At 44.1% G+C, this 22,698-nt stretch carries 17 protein-coding genes and 1 riboswitch; of the genes, 12 read left to right on the plus strand and 5 right to left on the minus strand.

All coding sequences use genetic code 11. From position 1 onward, the window contains the following. Positions 1 to 167: 167 nt before the first annotated feature. From AAA938_RS04910 to AAA938_RS04920, 3 genes are read left to right on the plus strand one after another with little or no spacing between them, the layout of a single operon-like run. Positions 168 to 1,007, plus strand: a complete 840-nt coding sequence (locus tag AAA938_RS04910) for an MBL fold metallo-hydrolase (RefSeq protein ID WP_338227526.1) — start codon at positions 168 to 170, stop codon at positions 1,005 to 1,007. After that, positions 997 to 1,806: a patatin-like phospholipase family protein gene (locus AAA938_RS04915; RefSeq protein ID WP_338227527.1), complete on the plus strand. Its 810-nt coding sequence runs from the start codon at positions 997 to 999 to the stop codon at positions 1,804 to 1,806. The genes AAA938_RS04910 and AAA938_RS04915 overlap by 11 nt, the downstream gene beginning before the upstream one ends. Next, the gene (locus tag AAA938_RS04920) at positions 1,803 to 2,363 is read left to right on the plus strand and encodes a 1-acyl-sn-glycerol-3-phosphate acyltransferase (protein ID WP_338227528.1); all 561 of its coding nucleotides are present in this window, start codon (positions 1,803 to 1,805) and stop codon (positions 2,361 to 2,363) included. Before AAA938_RS04915 ends, AAA938_RS04920 begins: the two co-directional genes overlap by 4 nt. 156 nt (positions 2,364 to 2,519) lie before the next feature. Here the strand turns inward: AAA938_RS04920 and AAA938_RS04925 are convergent, their stop codons facing one another. The 4 genes from AAA938_RS04925 to aceK all read right to left on the minus strand — a co-directional run bounded on the left by AAA938_RS04925 (position 2,520) and on the right by aceK (position 8,142). After that, positions 2,520 to 3,734 carry an ATP-grasp domain-containing protein gene (locus AAA938_RS04925; RefSeq protein ID WP_338227529.1) on the minus strand — a complete coding sequence of 405 codons (1,215 nt, stop codon included), beginning with the start codon at positions 3,732 to 3,734 and terminating at the stop codon, positions 2,520 to 2,522. A 4-nt stretch (positions 3,735 to 3,738) separates the two neighbouring features. Then, positions 3,739 to 5,160, minus strand: coding sequence for a leucyl aminopeptidase family protein (locus tag AAA938_RS04930; RefSeq protein WP_338227530.1), 1,422 nt, complete (start codon positions 5,158 to 5,160; stop codon positions 3,739 to 3,741). 19 nt (positions 5,161 to 5,179) lie between these two features. After that, complete coding sequence (locus AAA938_RS04935) at positions 5,180 to 6,301, minus strand: alpha/beta hydrolase (RefSeq protein WP_338227531.1); 1,122 nt, start codon at positions 6,299 to 6,301, stop codon at positions 5,180 to 5,182. Between the two features lie 116 nt (positions 6,302 to 6,417). Then, positions 6,418 to 8,142, minus strand: a complete 1,725-nt coding sequence (aceK, locus tag AAA938_RS04940; RefSeq protein ID WP_338227532.1) for a bifunctional isocitrate dehydrogenase kinase/phosphatase — start codon at positions 8,140 to 8,142, stop codon at positions 6,418 to 6,420. Between the two features lie 511 nt (positions 8,143 to 8,653). Here aceK and AAA938_RS04945 point away from each other — a divergent pair. From AAA938_RS04945 to AAA938_RS04960, 4 genes are all read left to right on the plus strand, one after another. Continuing rightward, entirely contained in the window at positions 8,654 to 9,334 is a 681-nt protein-coding gene (locus AAA938_RS04945) for a hypothetical protein (RefSeq protein ID WP_338227533.1), read from the plus strand. Positions 9,335 to 9,401: 67 nt separating this feature from the next. Continuing rightward, entirely contained in the window at positions 9,402 to 9,956 is a 555-nt protein-coding gene (locus AAA938_RS04950) for an NUDIX hydrolase (RefSeq protein ID WP_338227534.1), read from the plus strand. A gap of 61 nt (positions 9,957 to 10,017) precedes the next feature. Further along, on the plus strand, positions 10,018 to 11,271 hold the full coding sequence (locus AAA938_RS04955) for a DUF819 family protein (RefSeq protein ID WP_338227535.1): 1,254 nt from the start codon (positions 10,018 to 10,020) through the stop codon (positions 11,269 to 11,271). Beyond that, on the plus strand, positions 11,271 to 11,504 hold the full coding sequence (locus AAA938_RS04960) for an NAD(P)H-dependent oxidoreductase subunit E (protein WP_338218841.1): 234 nt from the start codon (positions 11,271 to 11,273) through the stop codon (positions 11,502 to 11,504). Before AAA938_RS04955 ends, AAA938_RS04960 begins: the two co-directional genes overlap by 1 nt. A 17-nt stretch (positions 11,505 to 11,521) precedes the next feature. On the opposite strand, the gene AAA938_RS04965 is transcribed toward AAA938_RS04960, so the two are convergent. Then, positions 11,522 to 11,842, minus strand: coding sequence for a YbjQ family protein (locus AAA938_RS04965; protein WP_338227536.1), 321 nt, complete (start codon positions 11,840 to 11,842; stop codon positions 11,522 to 11,524). A gap of 200 nt (positions 11,843 to 12,042) precedes the next feature. On the opposite strand from AAA938_RS04965, the gene AAA938_RS04970 reads away from it, so the two are divergent. The 5 genes from AAA938_RS04970 (at position 12,043) to metF (ending at position 22,676) form a co-directional block, all read left to right on the plus strand. Next, positions 12,043 to 16,344, plus strand: a complete 4,302-nt coding sequence (locus AAA938_RS04970; RefSeq protein WP_338227537.1) for a PAS domain S-box protein — start codon at positions 12,043 to 12,045, stop codon at positions 16,342 to 16,344. Positions 16,345 to 16,404: 60 nt separating this feature from the next. Further along, positions 16,405 to 17,721, plus strand: a complete 1,317-nt coding sequence (locus AAA938_RS04975) for a hypothetical protein (protein ID WP_338227538.1) — start codon at positions 16,405 to 16,407, stop codon at positions 17,719 to 17,721. A gap of 85 nt (positions 17,722 to 17,806) precedes the next feature. Beyond that, positions 17,807 to 17,906, plus strand: a riboswitch (SAM riboswitch). Between the two features lie 72 nt (positions 17,907 to 17,978). Further along, on the plus strand, positions 17,979 to 19,034 hold the full coding sequence (locus AAA938_RS04980) for a homocysteine S-methyltransferase family protein (protein WP_338227539.1): 1,056 nt from the start codon (positions 17,979 to 17,981) through the stop codon (positions 19,032 to 19,034). Then, positions 19,027 to 21,729 (plus strand): methionine synthase, encoded by a 2,703-nt coding sequence (gene metH, locus AAA938_RS04985; protein ID WP_338227540.1) that lies wholly within the window; start codon positions 19,027 to 19,029, stop codon positions 21,727 to 21,729. The genes AAA938_RS04980 and metH overlap by 8 nt, the downstream gene beginning before the upstream one ends. Continuing rightward, positions 21,726 to 22,676, plus strand: a complete 951-nt coding sequence (metF, locus tag AAA938_RS04990; protein ID WP_338227541.1) for a methylenetetrahydrofolate reductase [NAD(P)H] — start codon at positions 21,726 to 21,728, stop codon at positions 22,674 to 22,676. Before metH ends, metF begins: the two co-directional genes overlap by 4 nt. Positions 22,677 to 22,698: the final 22 nt, after the last annotated feature.

Here is a 22,698-nt window from a genome sequence, read left to right on the forward strand (position 1 = left end):
TAGCTCCTTCGGAGAAGTTGAAATTAGAAAATTAAATTTGCCCCAAAAGTCAAACGGGGAAAGATTGCGGAGACGCAAGAATCAGATCAACCAAAAAGCAATCTATCCACCCTGGGAAAGGTTGCTTTTGGCTTTTTAGCCCTAATTACTCATTAAGAATAACCCAAATGGAATTATATACTGTCAATACCGGCTTTTTCAAATTGGACGGAGGAGCCATGTTCGGAGTAGTACCCAAGACTCTTTGGTCCCGGACCAATTCAGCTGACGAGAACAACCTCTGCACCTGGGCCATGCGCTGTCTGCTGGCTATAGATGGAAATCGAGTGGTTTTAATTGACAATGGAATAGGAGATAAGCAAGATGCCAAGTTTTTCTCCCATTACTATCTTCATGGGGATGATTCTCTGGACAAAAGCCTGAAGCAGCTGGGAGTACTTCCTACAGATATCACCGATATGTTTTTGACTCACCTGCATTTTGACCACTGTGGAGGAGGAATTCGCTATGGTTCCCATGGGCAATATGAGCTGACTTTTCCCAGAGCAACCTATTGGTCAAACTCCGATCATTGGCAGTGGGCCACCCAGCCTAATCCAAGAGAAAAAGCATCTTTTTTGACTGAAAATATCATTCCCATGCAAGACCATGGGGTCTTGAAATTTATCGATTTGGAGAAGAAATCGCTTTTTGAAGGATTTGATGTGATTACCGCAGACGGGCATACCGATAAGCAGATGCTTCCAAAAATGAAATACAAGGGGCACACGGTAGTATTTATGGCTGACTTGCTTCCTTCGGTAGGGCATATTCCATTGCCTTATGTGATGGGTTACGATACTCGTCCTTTGCTTACACTTTCTGAAAAACAGGCATTTTTGGAAGAGGCAGCACGAGAGAAGTATGTGCTGTTTTTGGAGCATGATCCGGTAAATGAATGCTGCACCGTGAAAATGACCGAAAAAGGAGTACGTTTGGATCAAACTTTCCGACTCGATGAGCTCTAATCTGCGTATAGGTCTTGCCCTCTCCGGTGGGGGTGTAAGGGGGATTTCACATTTGGGTGTACTCAAAGCACTCAATGAAGTGGGAATTTTCCCTACCAAAATCACCGGAAGCTCCGCAGGTGCCATCGCCGGGGCCATGTATTGTCAGGGATATCGGCCTGAGGAAGTGTTGAAAATCATCGTGGAGACCAATTATTTCAAATTCATGCGTCCTGCGATTTCATGGAAGGGGATTCTGAAAATGGAGACGGTCGGTAATCTTTTTAAAATCTATCTTCCTCATGATGATTTTTCCCAACTGAAAACCCCACTGGCTGTTGCAGCTACAGATATCAGAAAGGGAAAAGTAGTGTATTTCGATGAGGGTGAATTGATTAAGCCCATCATGGCTTCAGCCTGTATTCCGGGCATGTTTGAGCCGATTCACATTGGTAAAAAATATCTGGTGGACGGGGGAGTGCTGAATAATCTGCCTGTGGAGCCGCTGGAGGGAACTTGTGATTTCGTCATCGGGGTCAATTGCAATCATCTTCCCGAGGAAAGCAATATCAAAAACATGAAAAACCTCATCGAACGATCTGTGATCATGACGATGAACTACAATGTGTATAGCCGAAAATCCAAGTGCGACTACTTTATCGAAGCTCCGGGTTTGGGTAAATATGGAGTATTTGATATTAAAAAAGCCCCTGAACTCTTTCAGTCGGGATATGATGCGGCCATGAAAATTGTAGAGGAAAACCCCAGTATTCTTGAATTGGCAAATGCACCCAAGCATCAAAAAGAAAAAGCACTATGATGAAGTTGATGTCCAAATTTATCTTTTGGGTTTCAGGATGGAGCCTAAATGCCAACTGGCCGAAAGGACTGAAAAAAGCAGTCCTGATAGCCATTCCTCATACTTCTAACTGGGATATCCTTTATGCCCGTGCGGCTTTTTATCTGATGGATATTCCCGTCCGCTTTACGATCAAAAAGGAAGTTATGGTAGGCCCTTTGGGCTGGTTGCTTTCCGGATTGGGGGCAATTCCCATCGATAGAAAGCGTATCCCGGGAGGCAGAAAGCAAACCTATACAGAAGCCATGACTCAGATGCTAAAAGAGTCAGATGAGCTGGTGGTCATGGTTACTCCTGAAGGTACCCGAAAAGTGGTAAAGAAATGGAAAACAGGATTTTATCACACAGCACTTGGAGCAAATGTTCCGATAGTCGTAGGATACTTGGATTACAAAAAGAAGGAGGCAGGCATCGGTCCTGTGATCTATCCCAATGGAGAAATGGATGCCCAAATCGAAGAGATGAAAGTCTTTGGAAAATCGGTGACTGGAAGGCATCCGGAAAAGGGAATCATTTAAAAAGCGAAGAGGCTGTCTCAAAAGTGAAGTTTGGCACATTGAGCACTTGAAAGACGGGAGTCTTGAAATCGAAATGTCGTCCGGAAAGCTGGAAATGGCCTTCGAATCCGCTCAGGCTGACAACGAAACGATTTATGAGACAGCCTATTTATTTTTTTAATGGAATTTTTTCACTTCCGGTGCAGCTGCAGAGGTAGAAAACTCTTTGGCAAATCGGTCTGCATAATTATCCAAAAGCTGCATCACCCTGTCCTGCTTGGGCGATTTGACAATCAATCCCGCATGGTATTCCAGAGGGACCCGGAAGCAAACCTCAGCATCATCGAATACACTCAAATCCGGATGCTCGAATGGAGATAAAGTAAGAATAATTCCCGCATAGCCTTTTTTGACCTTAGGAAGCTGATATTTATTCCTTTTGGCTACGGCATCCTCAATCTTTGCCCATTCTGCCCATAGATTGACATCTGTGGCAGCTTCTACCATTTCGGCGAGGTGTGCGCCACCCACTCTGGAAGCGGTTTCAAGGAAGTAAATTTCTCCATCCTCGTGGCATTTTATGAATTCGGTATGGGATGCTCCGTTTTTCAAACCAAAGGCCTTCATGATTTGATCATTCACTTTGCGGATAGCCTTGTCGTCATCAGACCCATATTTGATATTGGCAGAGCGGAAAATTCCTCCTCCCTGAGAGATTTCCATAGGAGTAGCCAAGTATTTGGATACGGTAAGGAAAAGATTCTTTCCGTCAACTTGTAGTCCATCTGCATGATACACATCGCCGGGTTTGAACTGCTCAACCAGGTAATAAATCCGATTTTCTCCCAATTCGTCAATCTTTTGCCAAAGGGTATCCTTGTCATGAACTTTGATGATTCCATGAGCAGAAGCTTCAGAGCGGGGCTTTAGCACCCAAGGTGCAGGTACTGTATCTGCAAAATGATTAATGTCTTCATTATTGAAAAGGGAAGAAAAGGCAGGAACACGGATTCCAGCGTCTTTTGCCCGCATCCGCATTGCCAACTTGTCTCGGAAATACCTTCCTGTGGTCTGACCCATGCCGGGAATTCTCAGATTTTCCCGTAGAAAAGCGGCTTTTTCCACATCGTAATCATCCAAAGCAATGATGGCTTCGATCTTATGATCTTTCATCAGGCCACCCACGCCCTTAAGCAAAAGGTCCATGTCCCAGTCCAAATCCTGCCCGGGCATGTAAAACACCTCATCGATGTATTCAAAGGCCCAAGGCTTGCCCTTGAGTTGCTCTGTGGTAACCAAAAAGACCCGGTTTCCTTGTTTTTTGAGGGCCGTCAGAAACGCATTTCCCTTGAAGTAATTGGAAATGCAAAGAAAAGTCTTGGAAGTATCCATATTCTTAAAGCTGCTTTTGGATAAACTTAAGCAATAAATTCACACCAAATGCAGACCCGGTTTTGGTTTTTGCAAATTCCGTATCGGTAAAAGATACCCCTGCAATGTCCAAATGAGCCCAGGAAGGATGCTCATGAGTAAATGCCTGTAGAAACTTGGCAGCGGTGATGGCACCTGCAAATGGCTTCCCGTGGTAATTTCGGATATCTGCAATTTCAGAATCCATCTCCCGGGCATAGACCTCCCAAAGAGGCAAAGGCCATGACTTTTCTCCGATTTCTTCTCCAGCCTCCTGAAGGCCGTGAGAGAGTCCTCCATCATTGGAGAATAAGGCAGCACTTTCATAGCCAAAGGTTCCTATGCTACTTCCGGTCAGGGTTGCCAAGTCGATCAGATGATCCGGTTTATAGTTTTTAACCAAGTAGGAGAGCCCATCTGCCAAAATCAATCGACCCTCAGCGTCCGTATCCACGACCTCTATACTCAATCCTGCATGACTGCCAATTACCTCGGATGGCAAGTAGGCATCCTTATCAATGGCATTTTCCACCGCAGGCACGATGGTGGTAAGATGAATCGGAAGCTGCAGCTCTGCAACCAGCTGCGTAGTGGCTAATACAGCAGCAGCACCTCCCATATCCGACTTCATGTGATGCATTCCCTGAGTTTTGATATTCAGTCCTCCGGTATCAAAGGTTACTCCCTTACCAACAAGGCCCAGGTGAAATTTTGCCTTCGGGTGACGATATTCCAAAATGATGAATTTCGGCTCTTTTGCCGATCCTCTTCCTACAGCCAAAAAGGCCTCCAAACCCTCAGATTTGGCTCTTTTGGGATCAAAAACTTTAACCCCCAAATTCAATCTTTTGGCCAGGTTTTTTGCCCAATCAGCCAAATTGGGTGGGGTGATTTTATTCGGTGGGAGATCCACCAGCCGAAAGGCTTCCATTTTGGCTTCGGCTATTTTCTGGGCGGAAGTTGCAAGGTTTTTAGGGTTTGAAGAAGAAATCCGAACCCCAACTTTCAGTTTTTTAAAGCTTTTTGGTCCTTCTTTCTTGAAAAAGCCAATCGAGTAAGTACCTAACTGAAAACCAACCAAAGCAGCCTCAATAAGAGAATCGGAAAGAGTATCCGGAAAGTCTAAATAAACCTCCTTTTCTACTAAGGAAGAATGTTTGGTAAGAATCCTACGAAAGGTATTTTCCACCTGTCTGTAGTCCGGTTCTTTGCCAAGACCCAAAAAAAGAATAAGCTGACTTTCTTGACTTAAGGTGAAATGCGTGTCTTTTTTTCCCGAAAAAAGAGCGGTCGAAATAGCCGTTCCCGGAAGTTTGCTTTCCAAGGTTTGCTCTAGTTCATTTTCCAAAACAGGAATCACCCTCAGTCCGGATTCGGAAAGGGTTTTGGGATTGAGTTTGAATTGCATGCTAAAATTAGTTTGGAGCTTACTCCGGTTTATCACTATAAAATAGCCATTCTATGGCTTTGGGGAATTCATCACTCCAATAGGATTCGTTGTGTTTTCCCTGCTCGTTGATGGAAAGGCGGACTTTCATCTTCCCTTTGAGACTTTCTCTTTTTAGAAGGCGCTTTCGGAATTTCAAGACATGGTCCACCATAGTTTCACTTTCGTCTCCTCCTGCGTAGAGGTAGATTCGGGTGTCTTGAGGTTCGAAAATATCCAGGAATCCCAGCTTGATTTTTGGAATTACCCAAAGAGAAGGGGAGAAAATCATCAGTTTTCCGAAGACTTCCGGATACATCAGACCCGAAAAAATACTGACCAATCCACCCATGGAGCTTCCTCCGATTCCGGTAAACTCCCGTTCGGGTTGGGTACGGTAGGTCTTATCTACAAAAGGCTTGAGCGTATCCACTACAAAACGAATGTATTGCTTCCCACTGCCATGTCCCAGAAGGGTTTTGCCCACGTTGTATTCCTGAACCCGCTCGGATTCTCCATGCTCCACGGCTATGATGATGATCTTTCCGATGCCGTAATCAGACATGACAGCGAGTTTTTTGTCTATCTGCCAGTTGCCGAATTCTGCATTTTCGTTGAACAAATTTTGGGCATCCTGAAGGTACAACACAGGATAATGCTCGTCGCTGCTGTCGTAGTCGTGGGGCAAAAGGGCCCACACTTTTCTTTTGGTATTGAGCTGAGGGATCTCAAATTCCTCCGACATCAGGTGAATCTGCGGAAGCTGGGATGGTCGATAAGGGAGCCAGTTTTTTCTCCATTTCGCTACTCGTTCTACTTTGACCTGAGATTGGTCTTTCCAGTGCCTATTCGGAGTCCTATTGCCATACCGATCGATTTCCACCTCTGACCAATCCCCCTTCGTAAACTTGTAAATCAACTCCTCAGGAAGGTCCATATGTTCGGGAAAAGAAAACTCATACTTTCCCTTTTCCACTTTATGCATTTTGAACCGGAAGTCTTGAGTGGCCCAATTGTTAAAATTGCCTGAGATATAGACCGGCCGATCATCATCCTCCGGAGTATGGAGGATTATCTTTTTAGAGGTTAGGGTAGATGTGGCTGGTGGAGTTTCGGTAAGCATGGGTCGAGGTGATTCAATGGAAAACCCGCAATCCCAAAAATAAGTTTTGCAGCGCTAAGAATGAAATAAACTTGGGTTGGAGGCTATTTATTGTTGTAATTTTTACTCAAGCAATGCTAATCCTGCTCAAAAGGTCGAAAACGGATTTCCTCCGGGTAAGGAAAGGCATGAATAAGCTCTCCCTGTGCAATTCTTTCTTTGAGCGAATTCCAGTAAGCCGGATTAAATAGATCCTGATGGTAGCTCAAAAAATGAGGTATGAGATCTTCTCTTCCAATCATCCAGCGCTTAAAATCCTCCGGGAAAACGTCATTTTTGTGGATTTCATACCAAGGCTCCGAGGCGTAAATCTGTTCGTAAGTTTCTGCTTTGGGCTTTTCCCGGAAATTCATGTCTTCCAAAAATTCGATCTCATCGTAATCGTAGAAAATCACCCTTTTCTGCCGGGTGAGTCCAAAGTTTTTGGTCATCATGTCACCGGGGAAAATATTGGCTTGCGCCAACTGCAAAATCGCTCTTCCATAATCCTCCACCGCTTTCTTTCCAGCTTCTGTACTGCAAGCTTCCAGATAGATGTTCAGAGGAATCAATCTCCTTTCCGTGTATAGATGTTTGATGATCAGGTATTTGTCGGCTATTTTCAAAAGAGAGTTTGTTGTGTTTCTCAATTCTCTCATTAGCTCCTCACTGATACGGGAAAGTGGAATTTTGAAATGTTCAAATTCGTGGGTGTCGGACATTCTTCCCACTCGGTCATGCAGGGATACCAGCTTGTATTTCTCCCTGACTTCCTGTCGGGTCATATTTTTGGGCGGTTCAAAATGGTCCTTGATGAGCTTGAAAACAATATTTAATGAGGGCAGCGTGAAAACCGTCATCACCATTCCTTTGATCCCCGGCGCTATTACAAACTGGTCCTGAGTTTTTTCAAGATGATTTAAAAAGTCCCGATAAAAGAGTGTTTTCCCGTGCTTGTTGAAGCCGATCGCATTATATAATTCGTGGATATGCTTGTGGGGAATCACTGAGATCAAAAAACCGATCACCTGAGATGGGATTTCCACATTGACCATGAAGTAAGAGCGGGTAAAGCTGAACAAGTGGCTCATTAAATGCGGGTCAAAAATCAAAGTGTCCACAAAAATCCCCTTTGGACCATGGAGAAAAGGAATGATAAAGGGCATCCATTTGCCTCCGACATAAGTTCTTCCGATCAGGTAGGCGGCTTTGTTGCGATAAAAGACCGATTTCAGAATTTGGGTTTTGGCATCTTCAGCTACCTGATATCGACTGAGGATGACCTCTTTCACTCCCTGAATCAAAAACTGAATGTCCTGCTCCTTGTCCATGAAAGGCGCTCCCAAATCGTAATCCTCCAAAATTTGTCGGATAATGGGTTCTAATCCCATTTTGGCAGGATAAGTATGGAGCAATGGGGAGTTTTCGTCAAAATCATAGGAAATTTCTGCCGCCTCCACATACATGAGCTCTTCATCCAAGAAATTGTCCGGGAAGGTTTTTCGAAATACCGAATTGAAAAAAGTCTCGGCTAATTCAGCATCCGGGCGATTCTGAATCATTTGCTGATACTCTGCCCGGATTAAAGTCCATATCTCTCGATTGGTGCTGTCGGGTCCAAGCATTTCCTGAAAAATGGTAATCAAGTGAAAAAGAAGATCCTTGTACAGTCTTAGCCTCTGCCGGTGGTTGAGCTGCATCGCGGTCCAGTTTCTCTGAGCAAAGTAAAGCGGTGCCAATCGGGTGTAGGTATTGAAGGTCTCGATGTAGGTGGAGTAGCCTTCAAAGATTTTTTTGGCAAGGGGAAGAGCGCGTTGAGGCATAGAATATTTGGCAATGCTTGGGAATTTGAGATTTTTTGGGGGAAAGGAAAATTTTTTCTCAAGAAAAAAACTTGATTATCTGCCATTTAAGCCCAAAAAATCCTCACCGAATAAAATTTTGAATATTTTTCGCAATCGATTGTTTGGACAGAATAAAAACATTTTCTACTTTTCGAAGGTATTCATGAATTGAATATCTACAATAGGTTTAATAGGTTTGAGAGCAGGAAAAGGCCGAAGTCATATTTCGGCCTTTTTTATTTTTTTGAGGCCTTTTATTTTCTCGTAGTCTTTTTCAAACCCAGTTCTCAAAGACTCAAATTCTGTTTTCATTTTGCCTTGGTTAATGAAGACTAGCAGTTCCTTGCATTAGTTTGCCTCATTAGCTTGCGTTGGAGGATGTCCTTGCATTCAATAAAAAGCCTTGTCAATGAAGCGATTAGACAGAGTTCATTTCCGGGAGTTTGTTTTTTCCCAAACCTAGCTTAGTTTCATATTTCAACTGAAACCTATGAAAGGATCTTTCAATTATTTGGGCGCCGTGATTTTTGGCATTTTTTTTATATCCTGTGAGCGGGGGGAGACGACTCAAGAAAGTCCCCTGGCAGATGAGAAGCAGGCAAATGATTTAGAGCGCTTTCATAGTAAGGTTGATTCGGTACTGATGGTGAAGACTGCTTGGATTAATCACTGGTCCGAGTCAGTTGGGATGATGGATGGAGCTGATTTTGAGCTCATTCTGACTGATTCCATTGATCCGATGGAAATGCCCGAAGCCAACCCGATCAAGGAGGGCGATCCTCTTTTTCCTTATCAATTTCTTCATCCCAAAGGAAAAGGCACCATAGACATCTACCAATACAAGGTAGAAGCTCAGGAGATTTTAGACCAACCTTTTCTCAATCCCGATTCTGAAGTGATCTGGTATCGGGCAGATGGGATGAAAGAAAGGTTACTGTTTATGGGTCCTTCAGGCATGTTTGAAGATGGATTTTGGCTCAATGAAAAAGAATTTGTGGTCTTGGGCTATTTTCAGGAAGAGCAAGGATTCCGGCCTATGGTTTGGGTGATTGATGTGGTAAATCACCGGTTTAGCCAACTTCGGCTCAATAAGGGTACAGAGAGCTACCTTCCTGAATCCTACTTGGATAAGAAGCTGAAAGCTGTGGATTTGACTTCCAATGGAATTTGAAAAGCTGATTTTACATCTTGAAAACAGGCTCCAATCCCCATTACCGGGAAAGGAGGCTCACTTGCAGATGGCGCCACAGCCTATCAATTTGAAGCGCTTTGATCCCAACCTTCCTTCCAATCACCGAAAAAGTGGAGTTTTGCTCTTGTTTTATCCTGAGCATGGCCAGGCCTACTTTCCCCTGATCAAAAGGCCCCAATATCTTGGCGTGCACAGTGGGCAAGTCGCTTTGCCTGGAGGCAAAATGGACCCGGAAGACCTGGATGTGATTCAAACGGCGCTTCGGGAAGCGGAAGAGGAGATTGGGGTAAACCGGCGATCCATAGAGGTACTTGGCAAAATGAGTGAATTGTATATTCCTGCCAGTAATTTTTTGGTCAGTCCTATTGTGGGCTTAATTAATGCCAAACCGGATTTTATTCCTGAGGAGAAGGAAGTGGACCGGATTATTTCCTCTTCTGTTTCTGGTTTTCTGGACAGAAGAATTCGCAAGCAAACCCTTCTTGAATTGGGGTCAGGAATACGATTGGATACCCCATATTTTGACATTGACGGGGAAATTGTCTGGGGTGCCACTGCCATGATTTTGAATGAGCTCAGCAGGATTTTGGAAGATCGTTAGTCTTGCTTTGGGGAAATCAGGGTTTTTTGGGTATTGTTGCAGACCAAGAATTATTTAAAATATGGAGGAATCTGGCCCTTTATTAACCAATGACGCAGTAGTATTTGGACTATTGGCGGTGACCTTAGCCTTTGTTTTCGCTACCTCTGCTAGCAAACATCCCTTTTGGCAAAAGTTCTATCGCTACGTGCCCACCGTACTGCTTTGTTACTTTATTCCTGCAGTCTTCAACTCATTGGGAATTATTTCAGGAGAAAGCTCCCAGCTCTACTTTGTGTCCTCCAGATATTTACTTCCGGCTTCATTAGTCTTATTTACCATCAGTATTGATCTCAAAGGAATCTTGAAACTGGGTCCAAAAGCTCTGACCATGTTTTTAGCAGGGTCTGTGGGGATCATGCTGGGAGGTCCTTTGGCGCTTTTGACAGTAGGGGTGATGTTTCCCGATATTTACTCAGCAAGCGGTCCGGATGAGCTTTGGAGAGGCTTGTCCACGATAGCCGGCAGCTGGATAGGAGGAGGAGCAAATCAGACCGCGATGCTTGAAGTATTCGGGGCGAGTCCCGTACTTTTTGGACAGATGATCGCAGTGGACGTACTCGTGGCCAATCTTTGGATGGCCTTTTTGTTGTATTGGGCTGCCAAACCGGAAAAGTTGGACAAACTCCTGAAGTCGGATAATTCGGCCATTTATGAATTGAGAGACCGAATTACCAAATTCCGGGAAGGAATCATGCGTATTCCGAGTTTGGGTGATACCATGATGATCTTGGGAGTTGGATTTGGTGTTACAGGCATTTCCCATCTATGTGCTGATTTCCTTGGCCCTTGGTTTGGGGAGAATTATCCTGAATTGGACCAATATTCCTTGAATTCCACCTTTTTCTGGATAGTGGTGATTGCTACTACTCTAGGCTTGATTCTTTCTTTCACCCGAGCCAGAAATCTGGAGGGTGCCGGAGCATCAAGGATGGGTTCGGTTCTTTTGTATGTTTTGGTTGCTACTATAGGGGCTCAGATGGATTTGGGAGCAGTTTTGGACAACCCAGTCTTTTTCTTAGTCGGGATTTTTTGGATGATATTCCATATTCTGATCATGGGTTTTGTGGCCTGGATGATCAAGGCTCCGTTCTTTTATGTAGCGGTCGGATCTCAGGCTAATGTGGGAGGTGCTGCTTCAGCACCGATTGTGGCAGGAGCATTTGATGCGTCTTTGGCTCCCGTTGGAGTTTTGCTTGCTGTTTTAGGCTACGCAGTGGGAACCTACGGAGCCTATTTGAGTGGGTTGATGATGCAGGCTGTATCCAGTTGGTGATGAAATATAAGCGAAAGTTAGTGCTGGTATGCACAGGTAAAGATTGCAAAAAGGAAGGTGCAAAGAAGCTTCAAAAAGAGCTTGAGAATGAGCCTGAGCTGAAAGGAAAGTGCAAATGGATAAAGACGAGATGTCTGGACCATTGCAAATCAGCACCTATGGTCGTGGTGGGTGATTTCTTTTGTAAAAAAGCCACCGTTCATAAGGTGGCTGAAATAATAAAAAAGTCCTGAAGATCAGGACTTGTTGTTTAAAGCTTGGAGACTTTTACGGCAGTGCCACTGACAGTGACCATGAGCATTCCTTCTCGTATGGTTTCATAGTCGAGGTCAATTCCCACGACAGCATTGGCCCCAAATGCCCTTGCCTGCATTTCCATCTCTACCATGGCTGTTCCTTTTGCTTCTCGGAGAACCTGTTCGTAAGCGGAAGATCTGCCTCCGACGATATCAGTGATGCTGGCAAAGAAGTCTTTGAAGATGTTGGCTCCAATGATAGTCTCTCCGGTGACTACTCCGAGGTATTGTTCGATTTGATATCCTTCCAGGCTTGGTGTGGTTGAAATAATCATAAAATTGAATTTTAAGAGTTGATTAATGTATTAGCTGGTTCAATTGCCTAAAAATAGGTTTAATGCTCCGGAAATTCATGAAATAAATCATTCTTTATGATTAGAAATAAATGACAAAAACATATTAGTTTTCCCTCAATTCTCTTTAGACTAGGGATTGGAAATTTGGAAATGACTAAAGAAAAGATCCGATTTAACCTATGATTTCATTCCAGCAATTTGATATTTCTGATTTTCTGAATGAACTGGATGAACCCGTAATGCTTCTGGACGCTGAGGAGATCTTGTATTTTAATACATTCTTTCTTAAGCATTACCAGCCGTTAAATGAAAACTGGAAATCTTATTTCAGCTCTCCTGAAATAGGAAAGGAGTTGGATCATTTTTTCCAAACTGGAAAGAAAACAGAAGCTAAATTCTCCTCTCGTTTACTTGCCAAAGGGGGGGGAGACCAATCCATCGAGTGGTCTTTTTACTCTTTACCCTCTTCCTACACCTCTCATTTCCTCATTGCAAAAGGTTTAGCCAAGCCTGAGAGAAGCGATGGGCAACAGGACCAAATCCTGAACTCCTCGAGAAGGGCGGATTTCATGCAGAGTATTCTCAATAATAGCTATGACCTCATAGCTATCTTGGATGAGAAGGGAAAGTACAAATTCATCAGTGATTCGGTTTCTGAGAAGTTGGGCTTTCCTCCCGAAAGCATTCTGGGAAATAGTTATCTGGACTGGATCGAAAAGGGCTCCATCGAAATGGTCAAGGGTAGTTTTGAGGAAGTGCTTAAATCCAAAGACAAAGAGGTGCCAATTGATTTCTGGGTTCGGCTGCCCAGTGGAAAACGGGTTTATCTGGAAAGTTTTGCAAAGAATTTATTGGACCATCCCGACATTCAAGGGATTATGTTCAGTTCCAGAGATATCACCGAGTTTATCGAAACTGAGCGTTCGCTGACCCGAAGGTTTGATATTGAAAACCTCATCAATCAGATTTCGTCCCAAATGATCAGCGCCAATCTGACGGATCTGGAAGAGCAGCTTGATTTGTCTTTAGAAAAGTTTGGGCAGTTTTTTAACGCCCAACAGGCGGAGGTAGTCATTATCAACAAGGAAACCAAGGAGCTGGAAATTATCAGTTCTTGGACTTCATCTACAGAGAATAAGTCCATAACAGCAGGCCCGAGGTACTTTTCTTTGCTCAATTCGGTCAAAGCTGACCTTGAAAACGGAAAGGTCAAACTATCTGCTCTTCCCTCCACTTCATCCAAGCGGGGAGTCAAAGATCAGGTAGAAATCATTTTCATACCTCTTCTCTCTGAGGAGAAGTTGTTGGGATTGGTTCAGTTTGAAATAGAGAATCCCTCATTTCCAATTCTGGAAAAAGAAATACAGGTCCTAAGACAGCTTGGTGACATCATAGCCGGTGCCTATCTGGGGAATCTGATACTCAGAAAGCTGGAAAGAAACGAAAACCTGCTTGCTTCCACGGAAGTTTTGTCCAAATCGGGCTCATGGAGATACAGTGCATTTAGGGACAAGTTTTTTTTCTCCGCCGGTTTTTCTCAGCTATTGGAAATTGGGGATAAATCCCAATATGTCGATGCAGCTTTTTTGCTGTATAAAATAGACAAACCCTTCAGAGAGCGATTTATCCAAGATCTAAAAAAAGCCTCTGCTCAGCTTACGCAGTGCTCAGGGGAATTTACCATCACCAAAGCAGGAAGCTCGGTTCGGTATTTTCATTATGAAATCGTCGGCAAAAAAGAGTATTTGTCCCAAGGACTTGAGGTGTATGGTTTTTGCAGTGATATCACCCAAAAGAGAATCTCCGATAATAACCTGAGACTTCAGTCTCAAATTTTGGCCCAAGTGGTCGACCCCATTATGGTGGTCAATGAGGATTTGGAGGTAATTTATCTCAACGAGGCTGCAATCCAATTATGCTGCCCTGAGACATCCAGATCATTTAAGGGCAGAATCGAAGACCTGATTGATTTTGGATGGGATAGCGGCGAAAGGCTCATTGACTTCATTAAGAATCTGAATGTGGGAGAGGTCTGGAAAACAGAGCGGCATTTGGCTACTGTCCATACTTCCCGATCACCTTTTGAAGTCTCTGCTAGGGCTATTCATGCAGAAAGTGAGGAGAAAATAGGCTATTCTCTGATTTTCAGAAATCTCGAAGAGAAATATAAATCCGAACAAATTGCACAACGAGCCCGGTTGATTGTGGAAAACAGTCCGGCGGTTTTGTTTCGGGTAAATCCCTCAAAGAATTACAAAATCAAATATATCTCTCAGAATATCAGTCGGTTTGGATACAATGCTGAGGAGTTGATTGAGCAGGGAGTCTCCTTCCTGGATTTGATATACCCAGAGGATTTGGAAACTCTGCTAGCCAAGGCAAATGTGGTCAAAGGAGATATGCAGGGTCTGGCCTTTTCTGGAGAATACCGAATCGTAAAACCGGATGGAAGTTTAGTGTGGGTTGAAGACCGTACCTCGGAAGTTTACGATGAGTTGGGAAAAGTCTATCTCCATGAGGGATTGTTTCAGGATATTTCAGACAGAAAGAACTTTGAGATGGTTCAGGAGCAGCGAGACCGTCAGTACCGTATGCTCGCCTCCAATATTCCCGATACCAATATTTTCCTCTTGGACAAGAATAGGAGATATATCCTGGCCGAAGGAACCAATTTTGAAAAGTGGGGGCTGAAGAAAGAAGATTTTGAAGGGAAATATCTTAAGGATTTCCAGCTCACTGAGTATGAGCAAGTCAATGAAATCTTAAATCGCGTATACGAAAATCAGGAAATCGTCGAGTCCGAATTTTTCCTCAAAGACCGATATTATCAGCGGATTATCAGACCTATTGTGGAGAATGGGCAGGTAGAGTTTGCGCTCAGTATCGTAAGGGATATTCACTCAGAATATCAGGCCAAAGTCAATCTCAAGCAGTCTGAAGAAAAGTACAGAAGACTGGTGGAAGAGTCTACCGAAATCATTTTTTCACTATCTGAAGCTTACCTTCTGCATTATGTGTCACCAAATGTTAAGCAGTTTTTGGGCTATGATTCTGAGGAAGTGATCGGAAGGAGCATCTTCGAGTTCATCCACCTGGATGACTTGGATGTGTTCCAAAAGATGATCAGCGAGACTCAGGATTTTCTTGCCAAAAACCAGTTTTTGGAATTCAGACTCCGGCACAAAAACGGAGAGTACAGGGTATTCAATTCCAATGGAAAACTGATCGAAGACAAGCAGGGCATCCATCGGTACTATACTGGAGTGGCAAGGGATATTTCCAAGCTGAAAGAGGCTCAGAAGGAGCTTTTGATTGCTAAGGAAAAGGCTGAACTCGCTTCTCAGGCCAAATCCCAATTCCTCTCTGTGATGAGTCATGAAATCCGGACCCCGATGAATGCAGTCATTGGTCTCGCCCATTTTCTCATGGAAGAAGACCCAAGGCCGGATCAATTGGAGAATTTGAAAACGCTTCAGTTCTCGGCTGAGAACCTGATGGCCTTGATCAATGACATTCTTGATTACAACAAGATAGATTCCGGAAAAGTAGAATTGGAAAAGGCACCTTTTGAAATCCGCAACATGGTGCACCGAATAGTCCACTCGCACAGCTTTTTGGCTAATGATAAGGGCCTGAAGATTTATTGTGAAGTGGATGAGTCTATTCCTCAAGTGATCTATGGCGATGCCTTGAGGCTGGGACAGGTAATGAACAATCTGGTATCCAATGCCATCAAGTTTACTGAAAAAGGCTTTGTGAGAATTCAGATTTCCAGAGAATTTGTTCAGGGAAATTTGACTGAAATCAAGTTTTCCTTTGAAGACACTGGAATAGGCATACCCAAGGAAAAAGTAAAAACGATCTTTGAAGCTTTCACTCAGGCATCTTCAAGTACCAGCCGCAAATATGGAGGTACTGGATTGGGATTGGCTATTGTGAAACGCTTGGTGGAACTTTTCGGAGGGGAAATTGAGGTTCATGCCAGATCCGGAGGGGGAAGTATTTTCGAATTCACTCTTCCGTTTGAGTTTGACGATGAGAAAGCCAAGTCAATGGAAAAGACGCTGATTCAAAATCAACGATCTCTCCATAATGCATCAATTTTGGTGGCAGAGGACAACTCAGTGAATCAGATTTTAATTAGAAAATTCCTTACCAAGTGGAATACAGGAAGCTGGGTCATTGCGTCGGATGGAAAAGAAGCTCTGGAAGCCTATGAAAAGGGAGATTTTGATCTGGTATTGCTGGATCTGCAGATGCCCGAATTGGATGGCTTTGAAGTAGCAAATACCATCAGGGGACTGAATGACGAAAGGAAGTCAAAGGTTCCGATTTTGGCTTTGACTGCAGCCTCCATCAACGAAATTAAAGATGAACTGGCTGCTGCGGGTTTTAATGATTTTATCCCCAAGCCATTTTCCCCGGAGGGGCTTTATGATAAAATTTTCAAGTATCTGAATACAAAAGAAAGTATTGAATGATGGGTTTAGCATTAATTTTGCCTTTCAGCAGGCTGATTTAAATCTTGACCTTCCTGTTTCATGTCTACCTACCTTAGGTTTTTTCTTACTTTTCTGTTGATTGGTTTTTCTGGGACCTTATTTTCCCAGCAATTGATCAATAAGCGGCCTACATTTTATGCATACACGGGGTTTTCCGGCGCAAATCTTACCCAATTCAATCAAATGCTAAAAGACAGGGGGCTGTCTTCTCTGAGAAACAGATATTCCAGCTTGGGACTTGGCTATCAGGCTCGAATCAATGATTTCGTCCTGGGGTTTGATCTAGGCCAACACACCGGAAAAGCAAGTCAGCTTGATGATATGGAAATCCGATATCGGACGACGAGGGCACTTTTCAATGTGGGGTATTCAATGACCGAGGAGGGTAGATTTCAATTGATTCATTATTTGGGTTTAGGATTCGGATTCATGAATTTTCAAATGCTCCCCGCAGAATTGGACCGAAACCTTGAGCTTTTCCTCCAAGAACCTCAGCAAGGCTTTATTTTGAGGAAAAACAACATTCATGAAGGCACTTCTCAGTTTGGAAATTTCTTGACAGAGATAGGTTTTCAATTAAGTTATGATTTTCCTATTCCCGGAAGAAAAGAAGCCCTGCAAGTCATGGCTAGAGGAGGATATTCTTTTAGTCCATTTGAAAATTCCTGGAATATGAATGGCATTGCATTCGACAATGCTCAATCCGGTGCTTTTATCCGTGTTGGAGCGGGGATTTCCCTTCCTGATCGAAATTTCTTTTACAAGGATGCCTCTATTGGTATTTCTCTGGTGAGGGGAATTCATTTTACCCGTCCTGATGAATTGAATACCTATCTTGAATCGTTTGACTATCAGCCTTTAGAAGGAAAGCCTTCTAATTGGGGCTTGCGGATTTTGGGAGAAACAGAGGGTCTTCTTTATGGAGTTGATGTCTTTAATCTGGCGATGAGTGGACAAGCAAGCAATTTCCAAGATCACATCTTGAACAGTTTGCGCGTCTATGCAAACGGAGGCTTGAAGCTTATCCAGTACGGCAATTTTGCATTCGGATTTTTGGGAGGTTTAGGCTATGGGAATCTACGGTATACGCTTAGTGAAGTGAATAAGCCGGACTTTCCTGAGCTTTTCGAACAGCGGTATTTTGATGGATACTTGAGGAGTTCGGGAGTAATGGTCAAACCCGAGGCGTTTTTTGAATACGGCCTTCCAATGACCAAGCGTAAACTTTTTGATCTGGTATTTACTGCGTCGGCAGGATATGAATTGGCTTTTCCAGGCTACCAGTTAGGTGAGATTTCTATGAATAAATATATGTCTGGCAGCTATTTGCTTTTTGGAATTGGGGTAAGGCCTTGATTAAAAAGTAAACGAGGATCTACTTTTATCTAAGTTTTACTTCCTTCAGTTGATTGTATTTCATTTTTTGCTGTTATTTTTGTCCAGCTTATCGAGAAAGACCGAGGGAAGGGCCCTACGACGTCTTAGCAACCTGATAACAAGGTGCTAACTCCCATTCCGGATATGCCGGAAGAAGATGAGCGGAAAAGAATACCTCTCCGTACTTTTCTCCGTGTTTTGCTCGATTAGCTTTTTGATTTGAAGAAAATATCACCATGCAAAACCGAACCGAAGCCCTTTTACAAGCAATAGAAAAGCGAATCCTAATTCTGGACGGTGCTATGGGCACGATGATTCAGCGCTACAAGCTGGATGAAAATGACTTTAGAACTCCTGAACTGTCAAATCATCCTAAGCCATTGAAAGGGAATAATGATCTCCTTTCTCTGAGCAGACCGGATATTATTAAAGCTATACATGCTGAATATTTAGAAGCTGGGGCAGATGTCATCGAAACCAATACTTTCTCCGGAACTACCATTGCGCAGGAAGATTATGCACTTCCTCATTTGGCCTATACGATCAATTATGAATCAGCCAAAATCGCAAGAGAAGTAGCAGATGAATTTACAGCCAAAGACCCTTCCAAGCCCCGATTTGTAGCCGGTGCAATGGGACCTACCAACAGAACTGCCTCTATTTCACCGGATGTCAATGATCCTGGCTATCGGGCGATTACCTTTGACCAATTGGCTGAAGCCTATGCAGAGCAAGTGAGAGGTCTTCTTGATGGTGGGGCGGATATCATCTTGATCGAGACTATTTTTGATACACTCAATGCCAAGGCTGCTCTCTATGCGGTGCAAGAGGTATACGAGGAAAGAAATATTCCTTTGGATCCCCGAGAAGGAGGCATTCCGATTATGATTTCCGGAACCATTACCGATGCTTCTGGTCGGACGCTCTCCGGTCAGACTACAGAGGCATTTTTGATTTCTGTTTCCCACGTTCCCTTGCTTTCTGTAGGTTTGAATTGTGCCTTGGGAGCAAAGGAATTGAGACCTTATTTGAAAGTGCTTTCCCAAAAAGCCCCTTTCTACGTTTCAGCCTATCCCAATGCAGGACTACCTAATGAGTTTGGAGCCTATGATCAGGGCGCCAATGAAATGGCGGATCAAGTCAGAGAGTTTTTGAAGGAGGGAATGCTGAATATTTTGGGAGGCTGCTGTGGTACTACTCCGGATCATATCCGAGCACTGGCCAAAATGGCTTCGGAATTTCAGCCAAGAAAAATTGAAGAAGAACTTGAGGAGGAGGAAAGCAATGCCTAAGCAGAACTACATGAAATTGTCGGGTTTGGAGCCTTTGGTTTTTACCCCGAATATCAACTTTGTCAATATCGGAGAGCGGACCAATGTCACCGGTTCCAAAAAGTTTGCCCGACTCATCCTGAATGGGAAATACGATGAAGGCCTGGACATAGCTCTCGATCAGGTAAGAGGTGGTGCCCAGGTCTTGGACGTGTGCATGGATGAGGGAATGCTAGATGGAGAGTATGCCATGACCCGATTTCTGAATCTGATTGCTTCCGAACCGGAAATCAGCCGCATTCCCATTATGATTGACAGCTCCAAGTGGAGCATTATTCTAGCAGGCTTGAAGTGTGTGCAGGGCAAAGGAATCGTCAATTCGATTTCTCTGAAAAATGGAGAAGAGGAATATATTCAGCAAGCCAAAACCATCAAGAAGTTTGGGGCGGCGGTGGTGGTTATGGCTTTTGACGAGAAAGGTCAGGCAGATACTTACGAAAGAAGAATTCAAATCTGCGAACGAAGCTATCGAATTCTGGTAGATCAAGTACACTTTAATCCTCAGGACATCATTTTTGATCCGAATATCTTTCCGGTTGCTACAGGGATGGAAGAGCATCGACGCAATGCCCTGGATTTCTTTTTGGCGACCCAATGGATCAAAGAAAACCTTCCCGGCGCCAAAGTGAGTGGGGGCGTTTCCAACGTGTCCTTCTCATTTCGTGGAAATGACCGAGTGAGAGAAGCCATGCACGCTGCTTTTCTCTACCATGCCATTCATCATGGGATGGATATGGGAATTGTCAACCCGACCATGCTGGAAGTATATGACGACATTCCCAAGGATCTCCTTGAAAGGGTAGAGGATGTACTTTTTGACCGAAGGTCAGATGCAACTGAGCGATTGCTTGACTTTGCGGAAACGGTGAAGGCTGCTGATAAAAAAGAAGTTGTAAACGAGGCATGGAGGTCGGATCCGGTAGCCAAGAGGATTGAGCATGCTTTGGTCAAGGGGATTTTGGACTACATCATCGAAGATACGGAAGCTGCAAGACTGGAATTGGTCAATCCGCTCAAAGTCATTGAAGGACCTTTGATGGACGGGATGAATGTGGTCGGGGATCTTTTTGGAGAAGGGAAAATGTTTCTTCCCCAAGTGGTCAAGTCCGCCCGTGTAATGAAAAAAGCGGTGGCTTACCTAGAGCCCTTTATGCCTTTGCCTGAAGAGGGTCAGGAAGCCTCTTCCTTGAAGAAAATCCTTTTGGCAACTGTAAAAGGAGATGTTCACGATATTGGTAAAAATATTGTGGGTGTAGTCCTGGCCTGCAATAGCTACCAAATCATCGATCTAGGCGTAATGGTGGATGCTCAAAAAATCATCGATGAAGCCATCAAAAACAAGGTGGATATCATTGGATTGAGTGGGTTGATTACTCCATCTCTTGATGAGATGGTTAATGTGGCTTCAGAAATGGAGCGTCAAGGCTTGCAGATTCCACTTCTCATCGGAGGGGCGACCACATCCAGAATCCACACGGCAGTCAAAATCGACCCGGTTTACTCAGGCACGGTGGTTCATGTAACCGATGCAAGTAAATCTGTGCCTATCGCAGGTGAGGCAATTTCTGAAGAGACCCGTGAGGCTTATCGTCTCCAAATCAAAGAGACTTACCGTCAGCTAAGAGAAGAACACGAAGCCAAACAGTCCATCAAACAAATGGTTAGCTACGAAGAGGCCAAAACCAATCCCGTGGCGATAGATTGGACTTCTTTTGAGCCGGTAAGGCCAAAGGTGTTAGGAAAAACGATTTTGGAGGAGTTGGATTTGAGTGTGCTGAGAAAATATATCGATTGGACTCCTTTCTTCAGTACTTGGATGCTGAGTGGGAAATATCCCAAGATTTTGGAAGACCCAATAGTGGGAACAGAAGCCCAAAAGCTCTTTCAAGATGCCCAAGTTATGCTGGACAGGATCATTAAAGAAAAGTGGCTGCATGCCAAGGCGGTTTTCGGGCTTTATCCTGTGGAGCGGAAAGGAGATGATGCAGTAGTCTTCGAACCAAACGATGCCAATTTGATGCTGGGTCAATTCCACTTTTTGCGTCAGCAAGGCAAAAAAGGAAAAGGCGTGCCGAATCGTTCTCTTGCAGACTATTTACATCCGGACCAGCCAGATTATTTGGGTTGCTTTGCAGTCACTGCCGGTTTGGGAATGGAAGCCAAATTGGCTGAATTCCAAGCAGCAGGGGATGATTACAACGATATTCTCTTCAAAGCATTGGCTGACCGATTGGCGGAAGCTGCTGCCGAATACGTCCACGAGCTGGTCAGAAAAGACTATTGGGGCTATTCCCAAGAAGAGGCTTTGGATAACGACTCTCTAATTCGTGAAGAATATCCTGGAATCCGCCCAGCACCGGGTTACCCTGCCTGTCCTGAGCATTCGGAGAAGGAAACTATCGCCCGGCTTTTGGATTTGGAAAAATCTGTGGGAATCACCCTGACCTCCAGCTACGCCATGTATCCTACGAGTTCGGTATCCGGATTTTATTTTGGCCATCCCGAATCCAAATACTTTGGCCTAGGAAAAATCGCCGAAGACCAAGTTGCAAGTTATGCCATGCGAAAGGGGATTTCCCTAGAGCAGGCCGAGCGACTTCTATCACCCAATTTGGCTTACACGCCCTCTACTTTACTTGCGAATCAAACCTTATGAAGATCACCGAGCATCTAAAAAACGCAAAGTCAACGCTGTTTTCTTTTGAAATTCTCCCTCCTCTGAAAGGGCAAAGCTTGAAGGAACTATTGGAAGGAATCGAACCCTTGATGGAGTTCAAGCCCCCCTTTGTAGATGTGACTTATCACCGGGAAGAGTTTATTTATAAAAAGCATCCGAATGGACTTCTGGAGAAAGTCAGCACCAAAAAGCGGCCCGGAACAGTAGGGATTTGCGCAGCAATTATGAACAGATTTCAGGTTGATGCAGTGCCTCACCTCCTTTGCGGTGGATTTACCAAAGAAGAAACAGAAAATGCGCTGATTGATTTGAATTTCATCGGAGTGGAAAATGTATTGGCACTCAGAGGAGATGCTCCTAAAGGGGAGAAATTTGCCCCGGAACGAGAAGGGCATAGTTTTGCCAGCGAGTTGGTGGAGCAGATTGTACGGATGAATCAGGGAAAATACCTGCATGAGGAGACGGAGAACAATTTCCATACGGACTTTTGCATTGGGGTGGCGGGCTATCCTGAGAAGCATTTCGAGGCTCCAAGCCTCAGGTTTGACCTCAAGCAATTGAAGGAAAAAGTGGACAAAGGCGCAGAGTATATCGTGACTCAGATGTTTTTTGACAATAAGAAATACTTTGATTTTGTTGACAAAGTGAGGGCAGCGGGGATTGAAGTGCCAATCATCCCGGGTATCAAACCCATCACTACTTTGGGTCAGATTACCATGCTGCCAAGAACCTTTTTCCTTGATCTTCCTGATGATTTGATGGATGAATTGGAAAAGTGTAAAACCAATGGGGAGGTGAAAGAAGTGGGCATTGAGTGGGCGATTCAGCAATCCCGAGAGTTGATCGATGCAGGAGTTCCCAGCCTTCATTTCTATACCATGAGTAAGGCGGACGCTACCTATAAGATTGCCAAGGAGGTGTTTTAAACCTTTGAGGTCTTTTTGACCT

The sequence above is a fragment of the Algoriphagus taiwanensis genome (assembly GCF_036245645.1).
GTDB lineage: Bacteria > Bacteroidota > Bacteroidia > Cytophagales > Cyclobacteriaceae > Algoriphagus > Algoriphagus taiwanensis.